Annotated in this window: 18 protein-coding genes and 1 tRNA gene; 10 read left to right on the top strand and 9 right to left on the bottom strand. The window is 39.0% G+C overall.

Annotated features, from left to right (window positions below; genetic code table 11):
- The first annotated feature begins 239 nt into the window (after window positions 1-239).
- From D0T57_RS15595 to D0T57_RS02345, 3 genes are all read left to right on the top strand, one after another.
- A complete protein-coding gene (locus D0T57_RS15595) occupies window positions 240-1,370 on the top strand; it encodes a hypothetical protein (protein WP_185154613.1) in 1,131 nt (376 codons plus the stop codon).
- A gap of 323 nt (window positions 1,371-1,693) precedes the next feature.
- Window positions 1,694-2,980, top strand: a complete 1,287-nt coding sequence (locus D0T57_RS02350; RefSeq protein ID WP_163270492.1) for a site-specific integrase — start codon at window positions 1,694-1,696, stop codon at window positions 2,978-2,980.
- Window positions 2,981-3,022: 42 nt separating this feature from the next.
- Window positions 3,023-4,117, top strand: coding sequence for a YhcG family protein (locus D0T57_RS02345; RefSeq protein WP_163270490.1), 1,095 nt, complete (start codon window positions 3,023-3,025; stop codon window positions 4,115-4,117).
- Between the two features lie 6 nt (window positions 4,118-4,123).
- Here the strand turns inward: D0T57_RS02345 and D0T57_RS02340 are convergent, their stop codons facing one another.
- The 9 genes from D0T57_RS02340 to D0T57_RS02300 all read right to left on the bottom strand — a co-directional run bounded on the left by D0T57_RS02340 (window position 4,124) and on the right by D0T57_RS02300 (window position 13,761).
- The gene (locus D0T57_RS02340) at window positions 4,124-8,008 is read right to left on the bottom strand and encodes a sacsin N-terminal ATP-binding-like domain-containing protein (protein WP_163270488.1); all 3,885 of its coding nucleotides are present in this window, start codon (window positions 8,006-8,008) and stop codon (window positions 4,124-4,126) included.
- 174 nt (window positions 8,009-8,182) lie between these two features.
- On the bottom strand, window positions 8,183-8,602 hold the full coding sequence (locus D0T57_RS02335; protein WP_163270486.1) for a hypothetical protein: 420 nt from the start codon (window positions 8,600-8,602) through the stop codon (window positions 8,183-8,185).
- Window positions 8,586-9,524, bottom strand: coding sequence for a relaxase/mobilization nuclease domain-containing protein (locus tag D0T57_RS02330; protein ID WP_163270484.1), 939 nt, complete (start codon window positions 9,522-9,524; stop codon window positions 8,586-8,588). The genes D0T57_RS02335 and D0T57_RS02330 overlap by 17 nt, the downstream gene beginning before the upstream one ends.
- A gap of 4 nt (window positions 9,525-9,528) precedes the next feature.
- Entirely contained in the window at window positions 9,529-9,828 is a 300-nt protein-coding gene (locus D0T57_RS02325; protein WP_163270483.1) for a hypothetical protein, read from the bottom strand.
- A gap of 140 nt (window positions 9,829-9,968) precedes the next feature.
- Window positions 9,969-10,892 (bottom strand): toprim domain-containing protein, encoded by a 924-nt coding sequence (locus D0T57_RS02320; RefSeq protein WP_255490461.1) that lies wholly within the window; start codon window positions 10,890-10,892, stop codon window positions 9,969-9,971.
- Between the two features lie 236 nt (window positions 10,893-11,128).
- Complete coding sequence (locus tag D0T57_RS02315; RefSeq protein WP_163270481.1) at window positions 11,129-12,337, bottom strand: VapE domain-containing protein; 1,209 nt, start codon at window positions 12,335-12,337, stop codon at window positions 11,129-11,131.
- Between the two features lie 5 nt (window positions 12,338-12,342).
- Window positions 12,343-12,627, bottom strand: a complete 285-nt coding sequence (locus tag D0T57_RS02310) for a hypothetical protein (RefSeq protein WP_163270479.1) — start codon at window positions 12,625-12,627, stop codon at window positions 12,343-12,345.
- A 173-nt stretch (window positions 12,628-12,800) separates the two neighbouring features.
- Window positions 12,801-13,496: a hypothetical protein gene (locus tag D0T57_RS02305; RefSeq protein ID WP_163270477.1), complete on the bottom strand. Its 696-nt coding sequence runs from the start codon at window positions 13,494-13,496 to the stop codon at window positions 12,801-12,803.
- Window positions 13,497-13,684: 188 nt separating this feature from the next.
- Window positions 13,685-13,761, bottom strand: a tRNA-Asp gene (locus D0T57_RS02300).
- A 476-nt stretch (window positions 13,762-14,237) separates the two neighbouring features.
- Between D0T57_RS02300 and D0T57_RS02295 the strand changes: the two genes are divergently transcribed.
- The 7 genes from D0T57_RS02295 (at window position 14,238) to D0T57_RS02265 (ending at window position 20,264) form a co-directional block, all read left to right on the top strand.
- Entirely contained in the window at window positions 14,238-14,606 is a 369-nt protein-coding gene (locus D0T57_RS02295; protein WP_163270475.1) for an NADH-quinone oxidoreductase subunit A, read from the top strand.
- Between the two features lie 18 nt (window positions 14,607-14,624).
- Window positions 14,625-15,176 carry an NADH-quinone oxidoreductase subunit B gene (locus tag D0T57_RS02290; RefSeq protein ID WP_163270473.1) on the top strand — a complete coding sequence of 184 codons (552 nt, stop codon included), beginning with the start codon at window positions 14,625-14,627 and terminating at the stop codon, window positions 15,174-15,176.
- 7 nt (window positions 15,177-15,183) lie between these two features.
- Window positions 15,184-15,717, top strand: coding sequence for an NADH-quinone oxidoreductase subunit C (locus D0T57_RS02285; protein ID WP_163270471.1), 534 nt, complete (start codon window positions 15,184-15,186; stop codon window positions 15,715-15,717).
- A gap of 15 nt (window positions 15,718-15,732) precedes the next feature.
- A complete protein-coding gene (nuoD, locus tag D0T57_RS02280; RefSeq protein WP_163270469.1) occupies window positions 15,733-16,968 on the top strand; it encodes an NADH dehydrogenase (quinone) subunit D in 1,236 nt (411 codons plus the stop codon).
- Between the two features lie 96 nt (window positions 16,969-17,064).
- Window positions 17,065-17,583 carry an NAD(P)H-dependent oxidoreductase subunit E gene (gene nuoE / locus D0T57_RS02275; protein WP_163270467.1) on the top strand — a complete coding sequence of 173 codons (519 nt, stop codon included), beginning with the start codon at window positions 17,065-17,067 and terminating at the stop codon, window positions 17,581-17,583.
- Between the two features lie 115 nt (window positions 17,584-17,698).
- Entirely contained in the window at window positions 17,699-19,054 is a 1,356-nt protein-coding gene (gene nuoF / locus D0T57_RS02270; RefSeq protein ID WP_163270465.1) for an NADH-quinone oxidoreductase subunit NuoF, read from the top strand.
- A gap of 166 nt (window positions 19,055-19,220) precedes the next feature.
- Entirely contained in the window at window positions 19,221-20,264 is a 1,044-nt protein-coding gene (locus tag D0T57_RS02265) for a 2Fe-2S iron-sulfur cluster-binding protein (RefSeq protein ID WP_163270463.1), read from the top strand.
- The last annotated feature ends 81 nt before the right edge of the window (window positions 20,265-20,345 follow it).

Raw genomic sequence — 20,345 nt, 5'->3', positions numbered from 1 at the left:
AACGCCCCATAATGGAATTGCGTTCGCCGCAAGCCATCATCGCCAATATACAAATACAACAAAAAATAAGTTTTTTCATTTATCTATTCCTCTAAAAACTGTCTAAATGCATTACGGATTTTAAATTCAATCAACATTTATGGAAAAAGAAAATGATGTAGTAGTAGAAAACCCCAATAAAAAGATCATCTTAACTTTTTCTGAGAAGGATTTGTTGAATCAATAAAATAAAAAACATCATGGATGGTTTAGTAATTTTTTTAGTTTGTTTAGTTTTGTGTGTGCTTCTCATTTTAATGATGGTTGCTGAAAAATGCAGTGACGAGGTTTTCGAAGTGGTTAAGTGTGTTTTTGGTCATCTTGGTTCTTTTGGTGATTGGTGCTTTGATAAGTTGCAGGTTAGGCGTGATTCCAAGTCTGGTGAGCGTGATGCTTACGTTTATGCAGATTCTTTTAAGGATGGTGTTACTTATACTTCGAAGGAGGTTTCTAATGGTGTTGAGCGGGATGTTGCTTGGTTTCATTCTGTTCCTTTGTCTAATGGCGGTATTTCCAATCTGTTATTTTTTGGCGTCTTGCCTGCTCTGTGTGTGGTTTATTGGTTGTGGTTTTTCCTTTCCAATAGTATTGTTCCTGCTTGGGATATTCAGGATATTTCTTTCACTTGTGTAGTCAGTTTGATGATTTCTGCTATTTTGAGTGGTTTGGGGATATTTATTGGTTTGACTCGTGTCATTAGTCCTGCTCGTATTTCTGTGCCAGACCCTTATGCTTTGGGCAATGAAATTATGGTTAAGTCTAACCCAAAGTATTACAAGTGGGTTATCAAGGTCAGTGCTGCTTCTTTAGTGGGTGCTTTATACTTGTTTAATTTCTGTGGTTTTGGGGATGTTTTGATAAAGGATTTTGGAGATTCTGGTCTGGGTAAGGGTTTTTCTTCTATCCGATTTTATCCACGTAGTACTGAGGATGCTCTTATGGATGCCGTTCAATATGTTTATAACAAAGAAGAAAGAAATGAGCAACAAAAACCACAAAGTAATTCATTCAATGGGGAGCAGACGGAATACTATAAGTATTATTTATACGGAGAATCTGGGGGAGAATGGGAAGCTTTTAAGGTAAAAATTATTTTTGGAAAAAAGGACATAAAGGTTATTGATTCTGAAAGAACATGTACTTTCATTATCGTAGGGAGTCCTAAATATGATGAATATAATGACTGTACTACCTACAATGTTTATTACAGCGATAATGCAAATAAGGATATATCGGAAATTACGAGGTATAAAGATAGAACACATATCCAGTATATACCCGAATGTGGAGAATATGAAATTTACCAAAAAAACGAGCCAGAGGCGTTCTGATCGCAATTCAGAGGGGTTAGGGATAAAGCATTTTTCTTATTCAGATTAACTAAATTATATGCTTAAATTCTTAATCCCTCAAATTTTTACGGTGATCCGTTTTCCTAACTGCGGGACAATGATGGGACAAGACCAAAATGCAAAAACGCTAATAATCTCATTTGTAGACTATTAGCGTTTGCTTATGCGGTATGGACGGGACTCTATTTATTTTCTAATAGTTTTCAATACTTTCTAATAATTGCTGAATATCAGCATTATGCATATTTTGGTTTCTAATATTTTTTGCTTATTCGAATAGTTTTTATAGATTTGCAACACAAATGCAACACAATAAATTTAGCGGTATGGCAAATTTATATTATCCCTACATCAAACCAAATTATGTTTCCGGCGACGGAAAGACTCCTTTGTATGTGCGCTACAATTACAATCGCACAAAGCGTACATTTATATCTACCGGATATAATATCAAGCCCGACCATTGGGATGATAAAAAGCGTTGGATAAAACGTGCTTGTCCCGAATTTGAAGAGATTGATTCTGTTTTGACAAAAATCACATCGAAGCTGGGTGAGATATTAACCTACGCTAAAGACAACGGCATAGACCCTATTGTGGATTTTGTGTTGCTTGAACTGGAAAAGAACCGAGAGTACGAACAACGCTCTAATCGGGTAAACATGTTCGATACATTGGAGCTTTACATTGAAGAGAAAAAAGGCAAGGTTTCTGCCGACCAGATAAAAGACTACAAATCCCTAAAAAAGCATCTGACCAATTTTAAGGAGCATTCATCACAACCTGTTACATTCCGTAATCTTAATTTGAAATTCTATAATGAATTTATGGATTACCTTTTCTACAAGGCGGAGAAGCCGGACGGAACAATCGGCTTACTGACGAACTCCGCTGGAAAGATTATCCGACTATTAAAGGGGTTCGTTAATTACCAAATAGCCAAAGGAACTATTCCGGCAGTTGACCTTACTTATTTCAAGGTCGTTGAAGAAGAAACCGATGCTATTTACTTAAACGAGAATGAACTTGCTAAGATTTATAAGCTCAGTCTTTCGGACGACAAAGAACTGGAAGAGATTCGGGATGTATTTATCGTAGGGTGTTTCACTGGATTGCGATACAGTGACCTATCCACACTTAGTCCGGAACATATTGATGTTGCCAACGAAACTATCAACCTAAAACAACGTAAAGTTCACAAAGCGGTTATTATTCCGATGATTGACTATGTGCCAGAGATTTTGGAAAAATATGATTATGACCTGCCAAAAATACCCAGCTATAAGTTTAACGAACGCCTGAAAGAACTTGGTAAGAAAGCCAAACTAAAACAAAAGGTAGAGATTGTTCGCAAAAAAGGGAATCTCCGTGTCAAAGAAGTTCATGAGAAATGGGAAATGATATCTTCGCATACTTGCCGGAGGTCATTCTGTACCAATATGTATCTCTCCGGTTTTCCTGCTGAGGAACTTATGCGAATATCTGGGCATAAAAGTCCAGCAGCGTTTATGCGATATATTAAGGTAGACAATATGCAAGCGGCGAACAGATTGAAAGCATTGAGAAACAGCCTGAATAAGCAATCGTAATCCACATGAATTCATTACCTTTGTACTATAATTCAAAATTCAATGATAGTAAAACATCAAAATTTCGACCAACTAATTGATAATGTTTATCAAACACATTGTCAATTACAATTAAACGCCAAGAAAGTAGTTAATCTCAATCTAACTATCCGGAACTGGCTGGTTGGCTGTTATATTGTTGAGTTTGAACAAAATGGGGAAGACCGGGCGCAATATGGGACTCGTCTGCTCGAAGAAATGGCGAAGAAGATAAAAGCAAAAGGGATAAAAGGATTGGATGCCAGATCCTTACGTTCTTGTCGTGCATTTTATAATACATATCCTCAAATTCGGGGTTCAATAACCCCCGAATTACAAGAACGCTTGCCAATTCCAATTCGGGGGTCAATGACCGCCGAATTACAAGATGAGTATCCAATTTCTCCCGAAACGCTTCTGTCTCAATTAAGTTTTACCCATTTTATAGAACTGATTAGGTTTGATGATCCTCTTGAACGCCTATTCTATGAGGTTGAAACAATAAAAAATAATTGGAATGTCAGAGAGCTGGAACGCGCTATCAATACAGCTTTATACGTTCGAACCGGTTTGTCTAAAAACAAAGCAGCTATCATTAGTAAATTCAAGAATCAGAAACCGGCTCAAAGTATAGATGTTATTCGTGATCCGTACTTCTTGGAATTTCTTGGATTGGAAGAACGATCAGAATATAGCGAATCAGAATTGGAACAAGCTATTTTAGACCATTTACAGAAATTTCTGATAGAACTTGGTACCGGGTTCTGTTTTGAAGCTCGCCAGAAACGAATCACATTTGACAACACTCACTACCGCATCGACTTGGTTTTCTATCATCGCATTCTGAAAAGCCATATTTTGATTGATCTAAAAATCGGCAAGTTCGACCATGCCGATGCCGGGCAGATGAATGTCTATCTGAATTATTATAAAGACAATGAAATGTCAGATGGCGATAATCCCCCTATCGGACTTATCCTTTGCGGAAGCAAAGGCGAGGCTTTGGCGAAATACGCCACTTCCGGCATGGATAACCAGTTGTTTGTTTCTAAATATTTAGTTCAGTTGCCGGATAAGAGAGTTCTGGAAGATTTTATCAAAAAGGAGATTGGGGAGTAATTTAATTCAATCCGTTACATTATCTAATTGCAATTTAACAAATTCAATACTTGAATTTCCAAAAGTATCATATACTCTTGCAATTAAATATTTCTCGGCAGTTTCCATTAGATTGAGCTCATTTCCGGAGATATATAGCGCTACCTTTTCAACATTTTTCCCATAGGATGTCGCTTTACTCTCTATGTATATTTCTTTGCCATTTTCTATCACTTTAAAGTCATGATCTATTTTTGTATTTTCATCTTTATTACGCCAAATGACTTCAATATTGCTACCGATGGTAAATCCACTTTTCGTATCTTTAATAGGTTGATTGTATTTCTTCGAGTAAATTTGTTTTAATTCTTCAAATACAATCATCTCTCCTTTTCTTCCCAAGTCTTCATCCGATTGATTATAAATTCGAATCGTCTGATTTGGCACCCGTTCTTCTATTGGAGGATTTTTTAGATTTTCAGGAATTAGAGAAACATCAAAACCTTTTTCCTCCAAGTAATCAAGACCTTCTGAAAAATAGTCAGAAAGTAAAACGGTTAGAATGCGTTCTGCGTATTGAATTTTTAGAAATTTGCAAAGAGGCTCCACTAATCCATCTAATACACGTGGCTTGTACCAATTCCCAACATAGTAAAAATTATTCCCGTCAGAATAGGTGCTTTTTTGTTGTAGGTCATTTTCATCTCCATATGAGAGCCAAATCTCAGTTGTCTCATAAAATGATATTTCAGAAAGTTTTTGAGTAATTCTGTTATACTCGTTTTCCCATTCCTTTTTGCTCTTAGATTTTTCGACAGCCACTAATGCAAGTAAAGGAGCTATGTGATAAAGTTGTGTTTTTAAGTTGTCTTGTTTGATGATAGCACTTGAAAACTTTGGATCGACCTTATTGATGACATTCACTCCCCATAAGCGAAAAAGGTCGATAATGCAATCTGTGGCTTTTAGGTCTGTATATATTAGATTATTTGCATTAAATCCATCAACTGTAACCAATGATAAATCCTTTGAAAAATAGAATTTGCCATCTTTCGCTAATAATCTATTGCTTCTGCTCCAATTCTTAATCTTTTCAATATCAATAGCGTGTAGATTAGGTAATAATTCACCTATACATTGATAGATAAGAGTGGCGCGTTTTTTGTTTTTCTGTTGTTCTTCGATGTTGTTTTCTTGTGATATTTTAGTAAGGATATCTAAATAATCCTGAATCTCAATTTGCTTTTTGAAACCTAATAGGCCTAACCATTCCGGAGATACAATTCCATCATAATCAAGTACAGGAAGATATCTTCCTGCAATTTCTTTAATATTATGTATGTTATTGTTAAAAACATCCACAGCTTTTAGGCAATGACCTTGAACGCTTGGGAAAATATTAATATTCTCTATGACCCATTTGAAGTAATTGGTTGGAGAATCTTGTTTGTTTAACTGATTTGAGGATATAGATCTACCATAGAATCCCGTATATCCATATACAGAAACATCCTTATCTACATCTATGTTAGAAGGACTAATGTTTGCGAAAACTTTTTCAAAATACATCTTTGAAAATTGATAATCTGACGTATACTGTAAAAAAGGTAATTGATCGCCACAATATATTTCAGTTGCATAAAAACTATAACCTCTATTATCAGTAGTCCAACCATCATAAGAAACCCAAGAATATTTTTCGCTTGCTTTTTTTACCTTTTCGATAAAAATATTATCAAAACGATTTGCTTTTTTCTTATCAGACTCTCCGGAAATGCTAATGGTCAGATTTGTGCTCTTGATATCATCAACGATTCCCATTTTTAGGAAGAATGTTTTCCATTCGCTTTTCATATCTCCATCAGCAAAATAGTCGTCAGAGACAAAAAAATCAGTATCACATACTCTCTCTAATTTTAATTCAGGTTCGTAAAAATCGGACAAAAAACAATCTTGAGCTTTTAGTAAAGATCCTTTTTTTGTTAAAACAGCACAATTTTTTAAATCAAAAAAGTGCTTTTCTAAAAGAAGCCCCTTTTTATAGGCATTAAATGTATATCTGCCAATTTTTATAGCATTCTCTTTCGTAATAAAATCACTATCTCCAATAATGCTTTTTTCTATAAAACTTACATCGGTGGGTTCTTTTACCCCTAAACTTTCAACCCAACTTTTAATCTGTTTGTTTCTATTTATTTCTTCTACTATTTTTTCGTGAACAATGCATATATCTTCTTCAAAATCTTCAGAAAAATTTGCAGATGGGAAGTATATATGCTCCGGTTTTTGTAAAACTTCTTTCTCGTCAAAAATAAACGGAATATGTTTTAAGCGAAAATTCCAATCATTATCTTCATTACTTTTTCTGTTTCTATTCGCCTGCTCAAAGAGAAAAGAAATCAGGTTGAAATTTTCAGATAATTGATGTTCAGTTGAAAAAATATCAGAAATAAAGAAGTTCTCTAAATCATCTACTCTGAATATTTCTACACCTAATTCCTTCAATACATATTTCCCATTTACAGGAATAAAAGAAGAATTTGAAAATTGTTTCTCTCTCTCTCTGTTAACGTATTTTGCAAGAATTTGCTTGTTGATAAAATTGGAAATATTTGTATCATCAAGTAAAGCCTCTGATATTTTGAGCAAATTACCAGATTGATTTGGAATAAAAGCAATTGTATTAATAGCATCACTATATCCTTCATTGAACTTAGACTCCAAGTCATCATAACCTGTCAGTTTTCGTGGAATAATAGCGAATATTTGTGTCTTGTATTTGCTGTTTTTCTCAGCAAGTTTCGCAATCCAACTGAAGAACTTCAATGGAATTTGTTTAAAAATCCACTGATTCCACTCCAAATCTTTATGTATATTTTGCCTTCCTGCATCTGTTAAGAAATTAGCATTGATTAGAAATGGTAGATTTAGATTTACAGAAGTAGGCAAATAGGTAAATAGAAGACGCTTTTCATTATCTGTTGATTTTATCTTCCCTTTTTCCAACTGAATAGCAAATGACATTTCTGTTTTTTTAGATTCCCTTAATTTACGAGGATATCTATTGTTGTCCTTAATTTGATGTTGAACCTCTTGAGGGACATCAAATTGTGTTGTTTCAATTAACCATTCGCTTATAGTTTCGTTATTACGTTTCAAATGAGTTGTGTTGCCAATAACCAACTTTTCAAGCACTATGGTTTGATCAGTATTAATTGTAATTTGTATTTCTTTGCTACGTAAAAATAAGACAATCTGACTTTCTGAAAAAAGATCTATTAGTGATTTTTTTAAATCTTCAATCTTATTGTGCCGTATTATTGTAGATACCTTATATTCGTCTTGAGCGAGAACGGATAAATCTTTTAATTCAGTGGGTATTTCAGTGCAAATTGGAATGATCTGCCAAGGCATTTTGATGTCATCGTCTTTAAATTCAGCTTTCCGCCTTGTTTTCCAATTATCTTCATCTCCCCAAATTTGATTCCATTTATTGCATTCTTGTTTGTCAAATTTAAAACAGAATTTACCTGACTTAATAATTACGAATTCTGAATAGGCAAACACGGATTTAAAACCAATCCCTTTGAATCCAGTTTTGTTTTCATCTCCTTTCTTATTTCCGTCTCCAACACTACAGATAGATTTTATATCAACTTCCGAAAATTGTTCTCCTTTATGTGAGATAATTACGTAATCTTGAACAAAATCAATTTGAAATTCAAGTTTCCCACTTTGACTACTTGCATCATCAGCATTTTGTAATAGTTCATATATAAAGCGTTTGTCATCAGTGTAAATATCACTTGATAAGGCATCACAAGAATTCGCTTGATCTATTGCTGTTTCTGGTGTCCCATAACCATTTCTCTTTTCTTCTGAAAGATTCTTAATAAACAAATTTTCTGTCATAATATTGCACTATTGAACAATTACAGTTTTACAAAAGGTGTATAGTTCATACATTTTTGCTTCAAAAGCATCAAGGACACATACAAAAATAATATCCTAATAAATTTACAGCCTGCAAAAATACTAAAACTCTGCAAATCAACCATATTTTTGCTTGAAAAACCATATTTTCTCTTATTTTTCAACTTTAATCTCCTCATACCGCTGATGCCAATACACAGCTTTCTCTTTCCACTCCCTGTATTCATGAATGAAATATCCGGCAAGAAATGTTGATGCCAGCGTTATAACCCACATTGCTATATACCACTTCAAGCCTTTGGATGGTTGTTTTACTTTCCGAAGCTTGTTCTCCATTTCATTAATGAAGTGCCGATTCAGTTGCTCGAACTTTGCTGTATCAACTGAAATTTGCTTCTCATATAAGATATTTACACTCTCCCTGACTTGGCTTGCCGTTTCATCGTTTGTTCGGGATATTTCTCGAAGCCGGTCAATTTGAGCAGATAGGATGCTATCTGCCGTTTCTCGGGAAATATCCTCTTTCCCTGCAAACTTATTTCTACGTTTAGAGTTCCTATTGTTGTCGTCCATAATATCGTTTTTTGGTTTTCTTCTTTTTATGTTTCAATGTATTGTCTTCTTCGGGATTGTGTCCATTTGGAGTAAACAGGTCGGCTAATAGTGAAACTATACCGGAAGTTACTCCCAAAGAGGATTGTTGATTACTCGTATCTTGGTTATGGACATGCTGAACTTGTTGCGAATGATTCTCTTCCAGTGAAGAAGAAAAGTTCCCCGCAAGCGATCGGAATCCGAACTCCCGTCCGATCTCCGAAGCTTTGAATGTTTGCCCCTCGTAAGTGAATCGGATTCCATAGGTCTTCCCCTGTTTATTCTTCGCTGGTTCGATGTCGACACCCTCTTTCTTTAATCCATATAAAAAGCCCTCTAAACAGGTATTCTTAAACAATTCATAATAAGCAATTCGCTGGAGCTTCTCTTTCGTCTGTTGCCGTGCGGGGTCTGTATGAGCTTTCTGATGTTCCTTTTGTTTCTGAACATCTTTGGCAATCGTCAATCCCATTTCACGGCTTATTTCTTCTGCAATCTTTGCCGAACGGTTGCTCACAAAGGTTGTATCGAACACTTTGCTATCAACTCCGATACGGTTTGCAATCAGGTGGATATGCGGTTTCCCGGTGTCTTTATGAGTACAGGCTATCCATTGATGATTCTGTAATCCCATTTTACTGGCAAACATCCGAGCTATTTTAATCATATCCTCCGGCTTTAGCTTATCTATATCCTGTGGAGATATACCTATCTCATAGCGCATATACTTGTTTTTGCATCGGTAGTTATGCTGATTAACCATTTCAAACTCCCGGAAAATGTCGGCAGGCGCATCACTCTCAATCATATTTCTGCCAACTATCTTATCAAGTTTACCCTCACGCAAAGCGTAATCAATCGCATTGCCTCCATGGGCTATCGCTTTTCCTTTCGCAATCATACGCCTAAAAGAATCGGTTATACAACTGTCGGGACTGTTCCAGATATTCCGCAATAGCGATTACTAATTGCGGGTCTTTGTTTCTTATAAGATTGGCGAGCCTGGCAATGGCATTATTATGTTCTTTCAGTTCCTGGAAGTATGAAATCTCTTCCGGGCTTAGCTTTGGGCTGGCAAGTATCCGGCCAGTCAGACATTGTTGCCGGCAATACTCGGAAAGGGTTACTCCCGACCTTTCAGCCAGACCCTCGATTCTCTCTTTCTCTGATTCTGTACATCGGAATTTTATATAAGTACTTTTCATCTTTTCTTTTATTATTTGGTTCAAAAAACTGTCGAGAGCGAAGCGATTGCAGTTCCCCGCCAGCGAAAGCGGTTTAGGCGGCAAGCGCAGTTTGTGGTAACAAACTGACGTCTTGCAATGCACTTCGCACAAAGGTTAGCTTATAAGCTGCGCCCTTTCTTTTTCATTGGAACTTGCCGCTTAATCTGGACGGTGACTCTATCCTTTTCAGGCTGTTTTTGTAGGTTGGATTTATCCCGCCAGTAATCGTTCAGGTCTTTATGGTTTCGATAGAAAATAGACTGGTCGATTACTTCTTTACATACCGGGCTTAAACTCTGAACAGCCCGCTTTCCGGCTTCATCGTTATCCAAAAAGGCGTGTATTGTTTGATGGGTTTGAAGAAACGGAATCGCTTTCGGAAGATTGGAGATTGAGTTCAATATTGCCGAGTCAATTGTTGGCGAAGCGTTCTGTTTTAATGAGAGATAAGAGAGATAGTCTATGAAACCCTCGAATAGCATAACTGCATTGTTACCGTTGTTTATGGTTGTTATATTCTTTGGAGTAGTACTTCCTTTGAAATATCTGTTCCGAAGCTCCCATCCTCCGGCATCGTTCCGAAAGCCGACTGCGAAATAAGGTTTGTCCGCAATGGAATAATGGATTTCCGAACAATATTGTTTCGCGATGTCGGTATTTATATTCCGTTCTTTCAGGTAATCAAGCAAAGCAGGGTGAGCGAGCGGTTTTATATCCGTAATGGTTAGTGCCGATTCTCGGCTTTCTAGTTTAGGAGAAATAGGCAGAGTGTCATTCCGATGAAAGGAAAAAGAATTTTCCAATTGTCGGAGTGCTTCTGCCAGCGAACAATTTTCCAACTTCATCACGAGGTCAACTATTGAACCGCCTTCATTCGATCCGAAGTCATACCATAAATCTTTATCATAATCAACTTTGAAACTGGGATTACTGTCATTTCGCAGAGGGGAGAGATACATTCCGTAATATCCCCGGTCTTTTACCGGATAGATTCCTTTATTATCAAGGTATTGCTTTATACTTATATAATTTGAATTTTTCATTTTCTTATTTTTTAGCAGTTTTACTTACTACACAAATGAATCTATGTATTAAACTGATAATCAATTATATTTATGTAGTATGATTATATTTTGTAGTAACTACTACTCTGTAGTAAGGTAGTAGGATGAGAGTAAGATGCGATTTTTGCTTCTTACTACGACTTAATCCTTTTTCTTTCACTGGATTATATATGATTGTAGTAAGGTAGTAAGAAGAATAATCCATATCTATATTTCTATAAATCACGGTCGAAGAATGGATTCGGCTTGATTTTCTTTATCCGGTAGCATTGAACCGGATTAGCTCCTTTCGTCAATCGCTTGGAGAGCCGTTCAAATTCAGCTTTACGCAGAGCTTCGCCCATTCGCTTTTCGGACAGTTTTACCAATGTATATGCCTGCAAGTAGCTTAATACCTCCGAAGTAGTCATATAACATTCTTCATCGGCTTCCGGCTTCTCGAATCCTTTCAGTAGCATTTCATATTCGGTAGTCTGTACGTGGAATTGTTGGCTAAGCCTGTGCAGCTCCGTAATTTCTTCCTCGACAAACCAATAGCGATAGCCATTATCCAAAAGCCACATCACTTCGGAGAATACATTATCCATATTGATTTGCTCCGCTGTTTTGATGTCGATACTGATAACCTCGAACGGCAAGAACCTACGACTGCCAGTCGGATCAGTCAGAAAATCATTACCATTGACCGATGCCATGAAGCTGGCTAAATGTGGATATTCTTCAATATACACATCATAAGGACGACGATATTTAACAGCCGGAGTCGTTATCAGATTCTTTAATTCGTTTTCATCCCGCTTATTCAGGGCTTTTAACTGGTCATCGATATTGATAAACAGGTATTCGGCAATCATCGTCAATACATCTTTATTTTGTGGATCTATCTTTCCGGTAAACAGATAGCTCTTTAGCGACTGCGGACAAAGATGGTCTAACCATGTTGTCTTAAACCGCCCCTGTTCTCCAGTCAATACCAAACAAGTATGGTTCTGACAGCCCACATCTTCCAGAGCATTGGCACCCACGCCCACTAACCATTTTGTGAGGTATTCGTTCCATTTTTCAGGATTGGCGGTGGTTACAGTCTGCGCTAATTGGAGGATATATTGGTTTATGGCAGGCTCTATACGTAGCAATTGCCGGAAATAGTCTTTAACCGGATGCACCTTTGGCGAAAAGTCGCTTTCGAGGATAGTTCGAATATTGTCTGCCGATGTAGAAATGCCCAGCTCTGTATCAATCCGTCGTTTGAAAGAATTGAGGGCAAACTTGGTAACAGGCTGAAACGGATTATTGTCATTCTTTGTGTGATACTCCGGTTTGGATTTTATCACATTAAAACGGAAATCGTATTTCTCCTGCAAGTATGCCTCAATCCGCTCATTTTTGGATTGACGGACAGAAGAATCTGTTTTCTCTTTCATCGGGATCAAGATTCTTCTGTCGTTCTACATCTATTTAGGATAAAGTTTAAAATCTCCTCTTTATCATAGAAGACGAGCTTCTCCCCAAAACGGTATTCTTTGTAATAACCGAGCCGGGCGTATTTACGGACGGTGGGCGCAGAGGCTTTTAGAAGTTTGGTAGCCTCTTTCATCTTGATTAGGTTACTCATCGCCTTGTCAACAGACGACGCTTGTTCTTCAGGAATGCTGTTCTCAACAGCTTCCTCATTTTCTGATTTTAACCAGAATTTCTTGAATGTCTTTCTCATTTTACTAATAATTTTAGAAATTTCGAAAGACAAATATATAATGTAATTTCTCTGGGAATAAGCAACTTGCGTCTCCGGGACAATACGGGACAAGGCTTCACAGAATGGGACAAGTCAGCCTGTTATGGCAGAGAGTAAAACAAGGGGAAATAAATCGGTACGAGGGGCGAAAATCAGGATTTTCCGGACAGTTTATCCATATCTTTTTGGATAATAAGAACGGTTTTCATCAAACCGATTTCACTGTAAAACTCGCGGATAGAGTCCAGATGTTTGAGTAGTGTCCGTGTATCGACATTGCTCCGGTTCAGGTAGGGAGTTGCGTGTAGTTTGGTATCCGAGGGAGCGATATCCGTACCGACCAGCTTATGCCATGCCTCCAAACGTTCATCAGGCGTATATGCTGGAAGTAGCTCCGAAGCCAGCAGATAGCCGAAAATCCGGTCGCCCAACTGCTTCTTACCCTTAATAGAATAGCATTTAAGGATTTTCTCTTTAATTAATTGCAGGACATCTTCTTCTGTTAAACTACCAGCGTGTGTAAGAGGTGATATGCCATATAACAAAGACTTTATAGTCTCATCAGAAATATCATCTTGCATGAATAGTTTTTCAACCTCTTCACGTTTAGTTCTGATTATTTCAGCAATATGCTTCTGTTCTCTTCCTGTTCCAAAGAACAAGTTGAAAAAAGGAATTAAACCGGACAGTTTCAATATAAGGTTTGTATCTTCGGATATTTTTGCACAATCATCCAAAAAGCGGCTTACATCGGTAATTTTACCTTTGCTATATTGTAACTTAAAACTGGCATAATAGAATTTAAGAATGGAAACATCCGATGTCCCCAACAAATTCTCATTATACATTTTACGGTACTTGTTTTGCATACGATGATTATTGAATCGGGAGCAAATTTAGTGAAATTTATCCAGTTTGCGGATATTTTTCTGTATTGCGTAATAGCAGGAAAGGAATGGAACAAATGCAGGTTTGCAACACAAGTGCAATACAATAAAAAATAAAAGCCTGTCAATCAATCGATTAACAGGCTCCTTGGCGGTATGGACGGGACTCGAACCCGCGACCCCCTGCGTGACAGGCAGGTATTCTAACCAACTGAACTACCACACCATTTTTTTAGTAGCATTTTCTCTCAAATGCGATGCAAAGATATGGCAAGTATTTCAATCTTGCAATAGTTGACACAATATTTTTTTAAATTATTTTGCAGGGTGCTGCTTATCAGTTAATTAAAATATGTGTTTTTTTTATATGGATGGAGAATTACAACCAAAGACCTTTTGTGTAAATGAAAAATGATATATGATAACAAAAGAATCGACAACTATTTCATTATTTGGTTTGTTAAAATAGAGTATGAAAATAAACGTATTTTTTTTAATATTAAAAATTGAAATATGCACTAGGTGAAAAAACAGCATTTTGATGTGAATTTGTAAACTTCACTAAGCAAAACGGCGAAAATGCTGACTTATAGATACTTTTTATTATTGTTTTAGCGAAATATGTTAGATTTTTTGTTCGTTATTGATAATAATTCAAGTATCTTTGATGCTGTAAAAACAAAGTGTGTTAAAAATATCATTATGACATCTAATCTATATGACTTTCTACCCATATTGATGCAGGTTGCATTTTCTGTAGTTTTCGTTTTTGCTATAGTTTTTGTTTCAAACCTCATCGGTCCCAAGCGTAAAAATGCCCGGAAAATGGCCAATTTCGAATGCGGACTTGATCCGATAGGGGATGCACGCCGCCCGTTCCATATTCGCTATTTTCTGGTAGCTATATTATTTGTTCTTTTCGATATAGAGATTGTTTTTATGTATCCTTGGGCAGTAAACTTTCAGGAACTCTCGTGGGAAGGATTTGGGAAAATGGGCATCTTTATAGCGATAATTATAGTAGGCCTTCTTTACGAGGTTAAACGAAGAGCTTTAGATTGGGAGAAATAAAAGACGAGAAATAAGATTATGAGCAAATCATCAGATATAAAAGTAGTGCCGGCTCCCGAAGGATATAGGGGAGAAGGTTTTTTCGCTACTAAGTTCGATTATGTAATCGGGCTTGCACGTGCGAACTCTTTATGGCCATTGCCCTTTGCCACCTCTTGTTGTGGTATCGAGTTTATGGCAACTATGGCTTCCACCTACGATATGGGGCGATTTGGTGCCGAGCGTAACAGCTTCTCCCCACGTCAGGCCGATATGTTAATGGTGATGGGGACTATCTCTAAAAAAATGGGGCCTATCCTCCGCCATGTCTACGAACAAATGGCAGAACCTAAATGGGTGATCGCTGTTGGAGCCTGTGCCTCGTCGGGAGGTATCTTCGATACATACTCCGTATTGCAGGGTATCGACAAGATAATACCGGTAGACGTGTATGTGCCGGGCTGTCCGCCGCGTCCCGAACAAATTCTCGATGGGGTTATGCAGTTGCAGGAACTTGTAAAACACGAATCTATATATCGCCGGAGTTCCGAAAGATATGAAGAACTCTTGAAATCATATAAACTAGACTAAGCCACACATGGGACTAGAAACTACTGCAATAGAAAATAAGATAAATGAAAAGTTCGGTTCTGATGTCTTTAATTTCAGAATGGAACAGGATATACTGACTTTCGAAGCAAACCCGTTGGTGGGCAAAGAAATCATCCGCTTTATGAAAGAAGATGAAACCCTACGGTTCAATTTTCTTACCGACCTGTGTGGCGTACATTATCCGGATAATCCCCAAAATGAGCAATTTGCAGTAGTCTATTTACTGCACAATTGGATAGACAACGTACGAGTAAGGGTAAAACTATTTCTTGACGGAAATAATCCTCAAACCGATTCGGTAACCGGAATATTTCAGTCGGCAAACTGGATGGAGCGCGAAACCTACGATTTCTATGGAATCATCTTTGCCGGACATCCTAACCTCAAGCGTATCTTAAACGATGAGGGTATGATTTCTTTCCCTATGCGTAAAGACCATCCACTCGAAGATGCCGGACGTACCGATAAAGACGACAGGTTTTTTGGACGTACACCTCATAATTATGAACCAAATAACTAAAAGCAAAGTAAGGAAATGATAGATCAGCTAAATAATCAGGAACACCCCTTTGCAAAGATAGTACGAGAGCAAGACCAGAAAGACGGCAGGGAGTTGAGCGTCCTTAACTTCGGGCCTACACACCCGTCTACACACGGTGTATTTCAAAATATCCTATTGATGGACGGAGATATAATTCTCGATGCCGATACCACTGTAGGATATATTCACCGGGCTTTCGAAAAAATAGCGGAACATCGCACTTTCTACCAGATAACTACGCTAACCGACCGTCTTAACTATTGTTCTGCGCCGATCAACAATATGGCTTGGTGGATGGCAGTAGAGAAGGCTCTCGGTGTAGAAGTGCCTAAACGCGCACAATATATGCGGGTCATCATCATGGAAATGGCACGTATTACCGACCACCTTATCTGTAACTCCATACTAGGAGTCGACTTGGGCGCATACACACCCTTCCTCTATGTAATGAAATATCGCGAACTGGCTTACGAAATATACGAAGAAATTTGTGGCGCGCGTATGACTACCAATATGGGACGCATAGGCGGCTTCGAACGCGATTTTACAGAAACAGCATGGCGCAAGATAGACGAATTTCTCGAAGGATTCCCTAAAGCATGGGATCAGCTCGAGAGGCTTCTCATGCGCAACCGTATCTTCATGGATCGCCTGATAGGGGTAGGTGCTATAAGTGCCGAACAGGCTGTCAATTACGGATTTACAGGGCCTAACCTCCGTGCTACAGGTGTCGATTACGATGTGCGCGTAGCCCAACCATACAGTTCGTACGAAGACTTTGATTTTATAGTGCCTGTAGGCCAGTCCGGCGATACCTACGACCGCTGGTGTGTACGTGCAGCCGAAATAAAAGAAAGTCTCAAGATAATGCGTCAGGCGCGTGATAATATGCCCGAAGGTTCTTACCACGCCGATGTGCCTGATTATTACCTCCCTCCTAAAGATGAAGTATATACAAAAATGGAAGCGTTGATCGACCACTTCAAGATAGTGATGGGAGAAGTGCCTGTTCCTGTAGCCGAAGTCTACCACTCAGTAGAGGCTGCCAACGGCGAACTTGGCATTTACATGATAACCGATGGTTCGCGTGCTCCGTACCGTGTACATTTCCGCCGTCCATGCTTTATATATTATCAGGCATTCCGCGAAATGATAAAAGGAGAAACTATTTCCGATGCACTGGCTACTCTTTCGAGTATAAATGTTATTGCAGGAGAATTGGATGCATAATTAATTTGCTAATTCGAAAATTAGCAAATTAAGAAGATTATAAAAATTGTTTTAATTAATATACTGTTAACTGCTAACTATTGAGTGTTAACTGAAATGAGAGAATACAAACAAATAATAAACCTATCGGACGCCTTGATGGCGCGTATCAACGAACTGTTGAGCCGTTATCCCGTCGACAAAAAGAAATCGGCGATGCTGCCTGTCCTTCATGCCGTTCAGGATGCCCACGACAACTGGCTCAGCCTGGAATTGATGGACAAAGTTGCCGAAATACTCGAAGTAAAACCTATCGAAGTTTACGAAGTGGCTACTTTCTATAGTATGCTCAATACAAAACCGGTAGCTAAATATATGTTCGAGTTTTGCCGCACATCATGTTGTGCATTGCGCAAGGGCGAAGAGTTGATGGAATATACATGTCGGAAGTTGGGCGTAAAAGAAGGTGAAACTACACCCGACGGTATGTTCAGCGTGGTAGGTGTTGAGTGTCTGGGAGCTTGCGGTTATGGACCTATGCTTCAGCTTGGCGACAACTATCACGAACATCTTACCAAAGAGAAAATAGACGCCCTGATAGAAGATTGTAAACAAGGTAAAGTGTCAATGATATAATGTGCCGGTAAGCTAATATGCTGTTTTTTTAATTAGCAAATTAGCAAATAACCCGTTTACTTGTCTACCTGTATCTGACTTGTAACTCGTAACTTGTAACTCGTAACTAATAAAAATGGCCAAAAAGATATTATTCGAAAAAATAGATATTCCCGGAATACAGGAATACGAAGTTTATCGCAAAAACGGAGGATATGCTGCGGTAGAGAAAGCCCTGAAAACCATGTCGCCCAACGATGTGATAGAACAGGTAAAAGCTTCGGGTATTCGCGGACGTGGAGGAGCCGGTTTCCCTATGGGGCTCAAATGGAGCTTTATAGACAAGCAATCGGGAAAACCCCGTCATCTGGTAGTCAATGCCGATGAATCGGAACCGGGTACATTTAAAGACCGTCACCTGATGCATCATCTTCCGCACCTTCTCATCGAAGGGGCTATCGTATCCAGCTATGCCCTCGAAGCCAATCTCTCATATATCTATATCCGCGGCGAATATATGTGGATATACAAGATATTGGAAAAAGCCATAAAAGAAGCTTATGCAAACGGATGGCTTGGCAAAAACATACTTGGCACAGGCTTCGATCTCGACCTCCATGTACACTGTGGTGCAGGAGCATATGTTTGCGGCGAAGAAACCGCCCTTATAGAGTCGCTTGAAGGCAAGCGTGGAAATCCGCGTATCAAACCGCCGTTCCCTGCCGTAAGCGGGTTGTGGGGCGAACCTACCGTTGTCAACAATGTAGAATCTATATCCAACGTAGCATGGGTAATAAACAACGGAGGCGAAGAATATGCCAAAATAGGAATCGGTAAATCTACAGGCACTAAACTTATCTCGGCATCCGGGCATATCAAGAATCCCGGTGTTTATGAGATAGAAATGGGACTGACTGTAGACGAATTTTTCCATTCTGATGAATATTGCGGCGGGATGATGGACGACCGTCCACTCAAAGCCATTATTCCGGGTGGAGCATCCGTGCCTATCCTGCCACCTCAATATATTTTTAAAACAGCAAATGGCGAAGACCGCCTGATGTCGTACGAATCGTGGTCCGACGGAGGCTTTGTTACAGGTTCGTCACTTGGCTCGGGTGGATTCATTGTATATAACGATTCTGCATGTATCGTTCGCAATACATGGAACTTTGCACGCTTCTTCCATCACGAAAGCTGTGGGCAATGCTCTCCTTGCCGCGAAGGAACAGGCTGGATGGACAACATATTGCGTCGTATCGAGAACGGTCAGGGGCGCGAAGAAGATATAGACCTCCTGTGGAGCATACAGAGCCAGATAGAAGGAAATACCATCTGTCCGTTGGGCGATGCTGCCGCGTGGCCGGTAGCTGCTGCTATCCGCCATTTCCGCGAAGAGTTTGAATACCATGTGCGCTTCCCCGAAAAGGTGAAGAACAGGGATCACTTTGCCGACGAACCGATGGAAAAGGTAAGACACCTGCTAGGCTAATGGTTTAATGTACTGATATACCAATGTGCCGATACAATGAGTAAATTGGGGAATTAGTATAATTAGCAAATGAAGATAAAGATAAAATACATTTAACTCGTTTACTAGTCTGCTTGTCAACTTGTATCTGACCTGTAACTTGTAACTCGTAACATGTAACTGAAATATGAAAATTACAATAGACGGACAAACCATAGATGTAGAGCCGGGGACTACAGTCCTGCAAGCTGCCCGTATGATTGGCGGCGAATGTGTTCCTCCTGCTATGTGCTATTACTCCAAGCTGCAACAAACCGGAGGTAAATGCCGTTGTTGCCTGGTGGAAGTAACCAAAGGTAGCGAACGCGACCCTCGCCCGATGCCTAAGCTGCAACCATCTTGTGTTACAGCCGTTCAGGAAGGAATGGAGGTGAAAAGTGCCACATCCGAACGTGCAGTTACAGCCCGTAATGCCATTTCTGAGTTTCTGCTTATCAATCACCCGCTCGATTGCCCTGTTTGCGATCAGGCAGGCGAATGCGACCTGCAGGATTTGGCATTCAATAATGGAAACTTTAAGTCGCGTTTCGTAGAAAAGAAAAGGACTTTCGAGCCCGAAGACATAGGCCCGTATATACAGTTGCATATGAACCGCTGTATCCTTTGCTACCGTTGCGTTAGGCTGGCCGACCAGCTGACGCCCGAACGCGTGCATGGAGTGTTGGGCAGGGGCGACCATGCGCAGATTTCTACACATATCGAAAGGGCGATAGATAACGATTTTTCGGGTAATGTAATAGACGTTTGTCCTGTAGGTGCACTGACGGACAAGACATTCCGTTTCAAGTCGCGTGTATGGTTTACCAAGAAATTCGATGCACATCGCCACTGTACCAAGTGTTCGGGAAAAGTTACCCTGTGGATGTTTGGCGATAGCGTATTGCGTGTAACAGTACGCAAAGACCAGTGGCACGAAGCCGAAGACTTTATCTGCAATGAATGCCGCTTCGAACACAAGAATGTAGACGACTGGACGATAGAAGGGCCTCGCCAGTTCCAGAAATACTCAGTAAACAATGTCAACAATTATACTATCCCGCAAAGCAAGGTGAAAATAGATACCGACGAATTTATATTGGAGGGTAGGGAAGAAGACCGTAAAAAGATAAGCATGGAGGATGTGCCTTACGATGCTAATGAGTTGGAAGCTATAAAGAAAACGAAAAAATAGTTACAAGTTGCAAGTTACAAGTAAACGAGTCTTAAGAGTCAGTTGTCTTGTAACTCGTAGCTCGTAACCCGTAACTATTAA

Source organism: Dysgonomonas sp. 511 (genome assembly GCF_010501105.1).
Taxonomy (GTDB): Bacteria; Bacteroidota; Bacteroidia; order Bacteroidales; family Dysgonomonadaceae; genus Dysgonomonas.
Note: the sequence above shows the minus strand (reverse complement) of the source record. Positions and strands in the feature narration are given on the sequence as shown.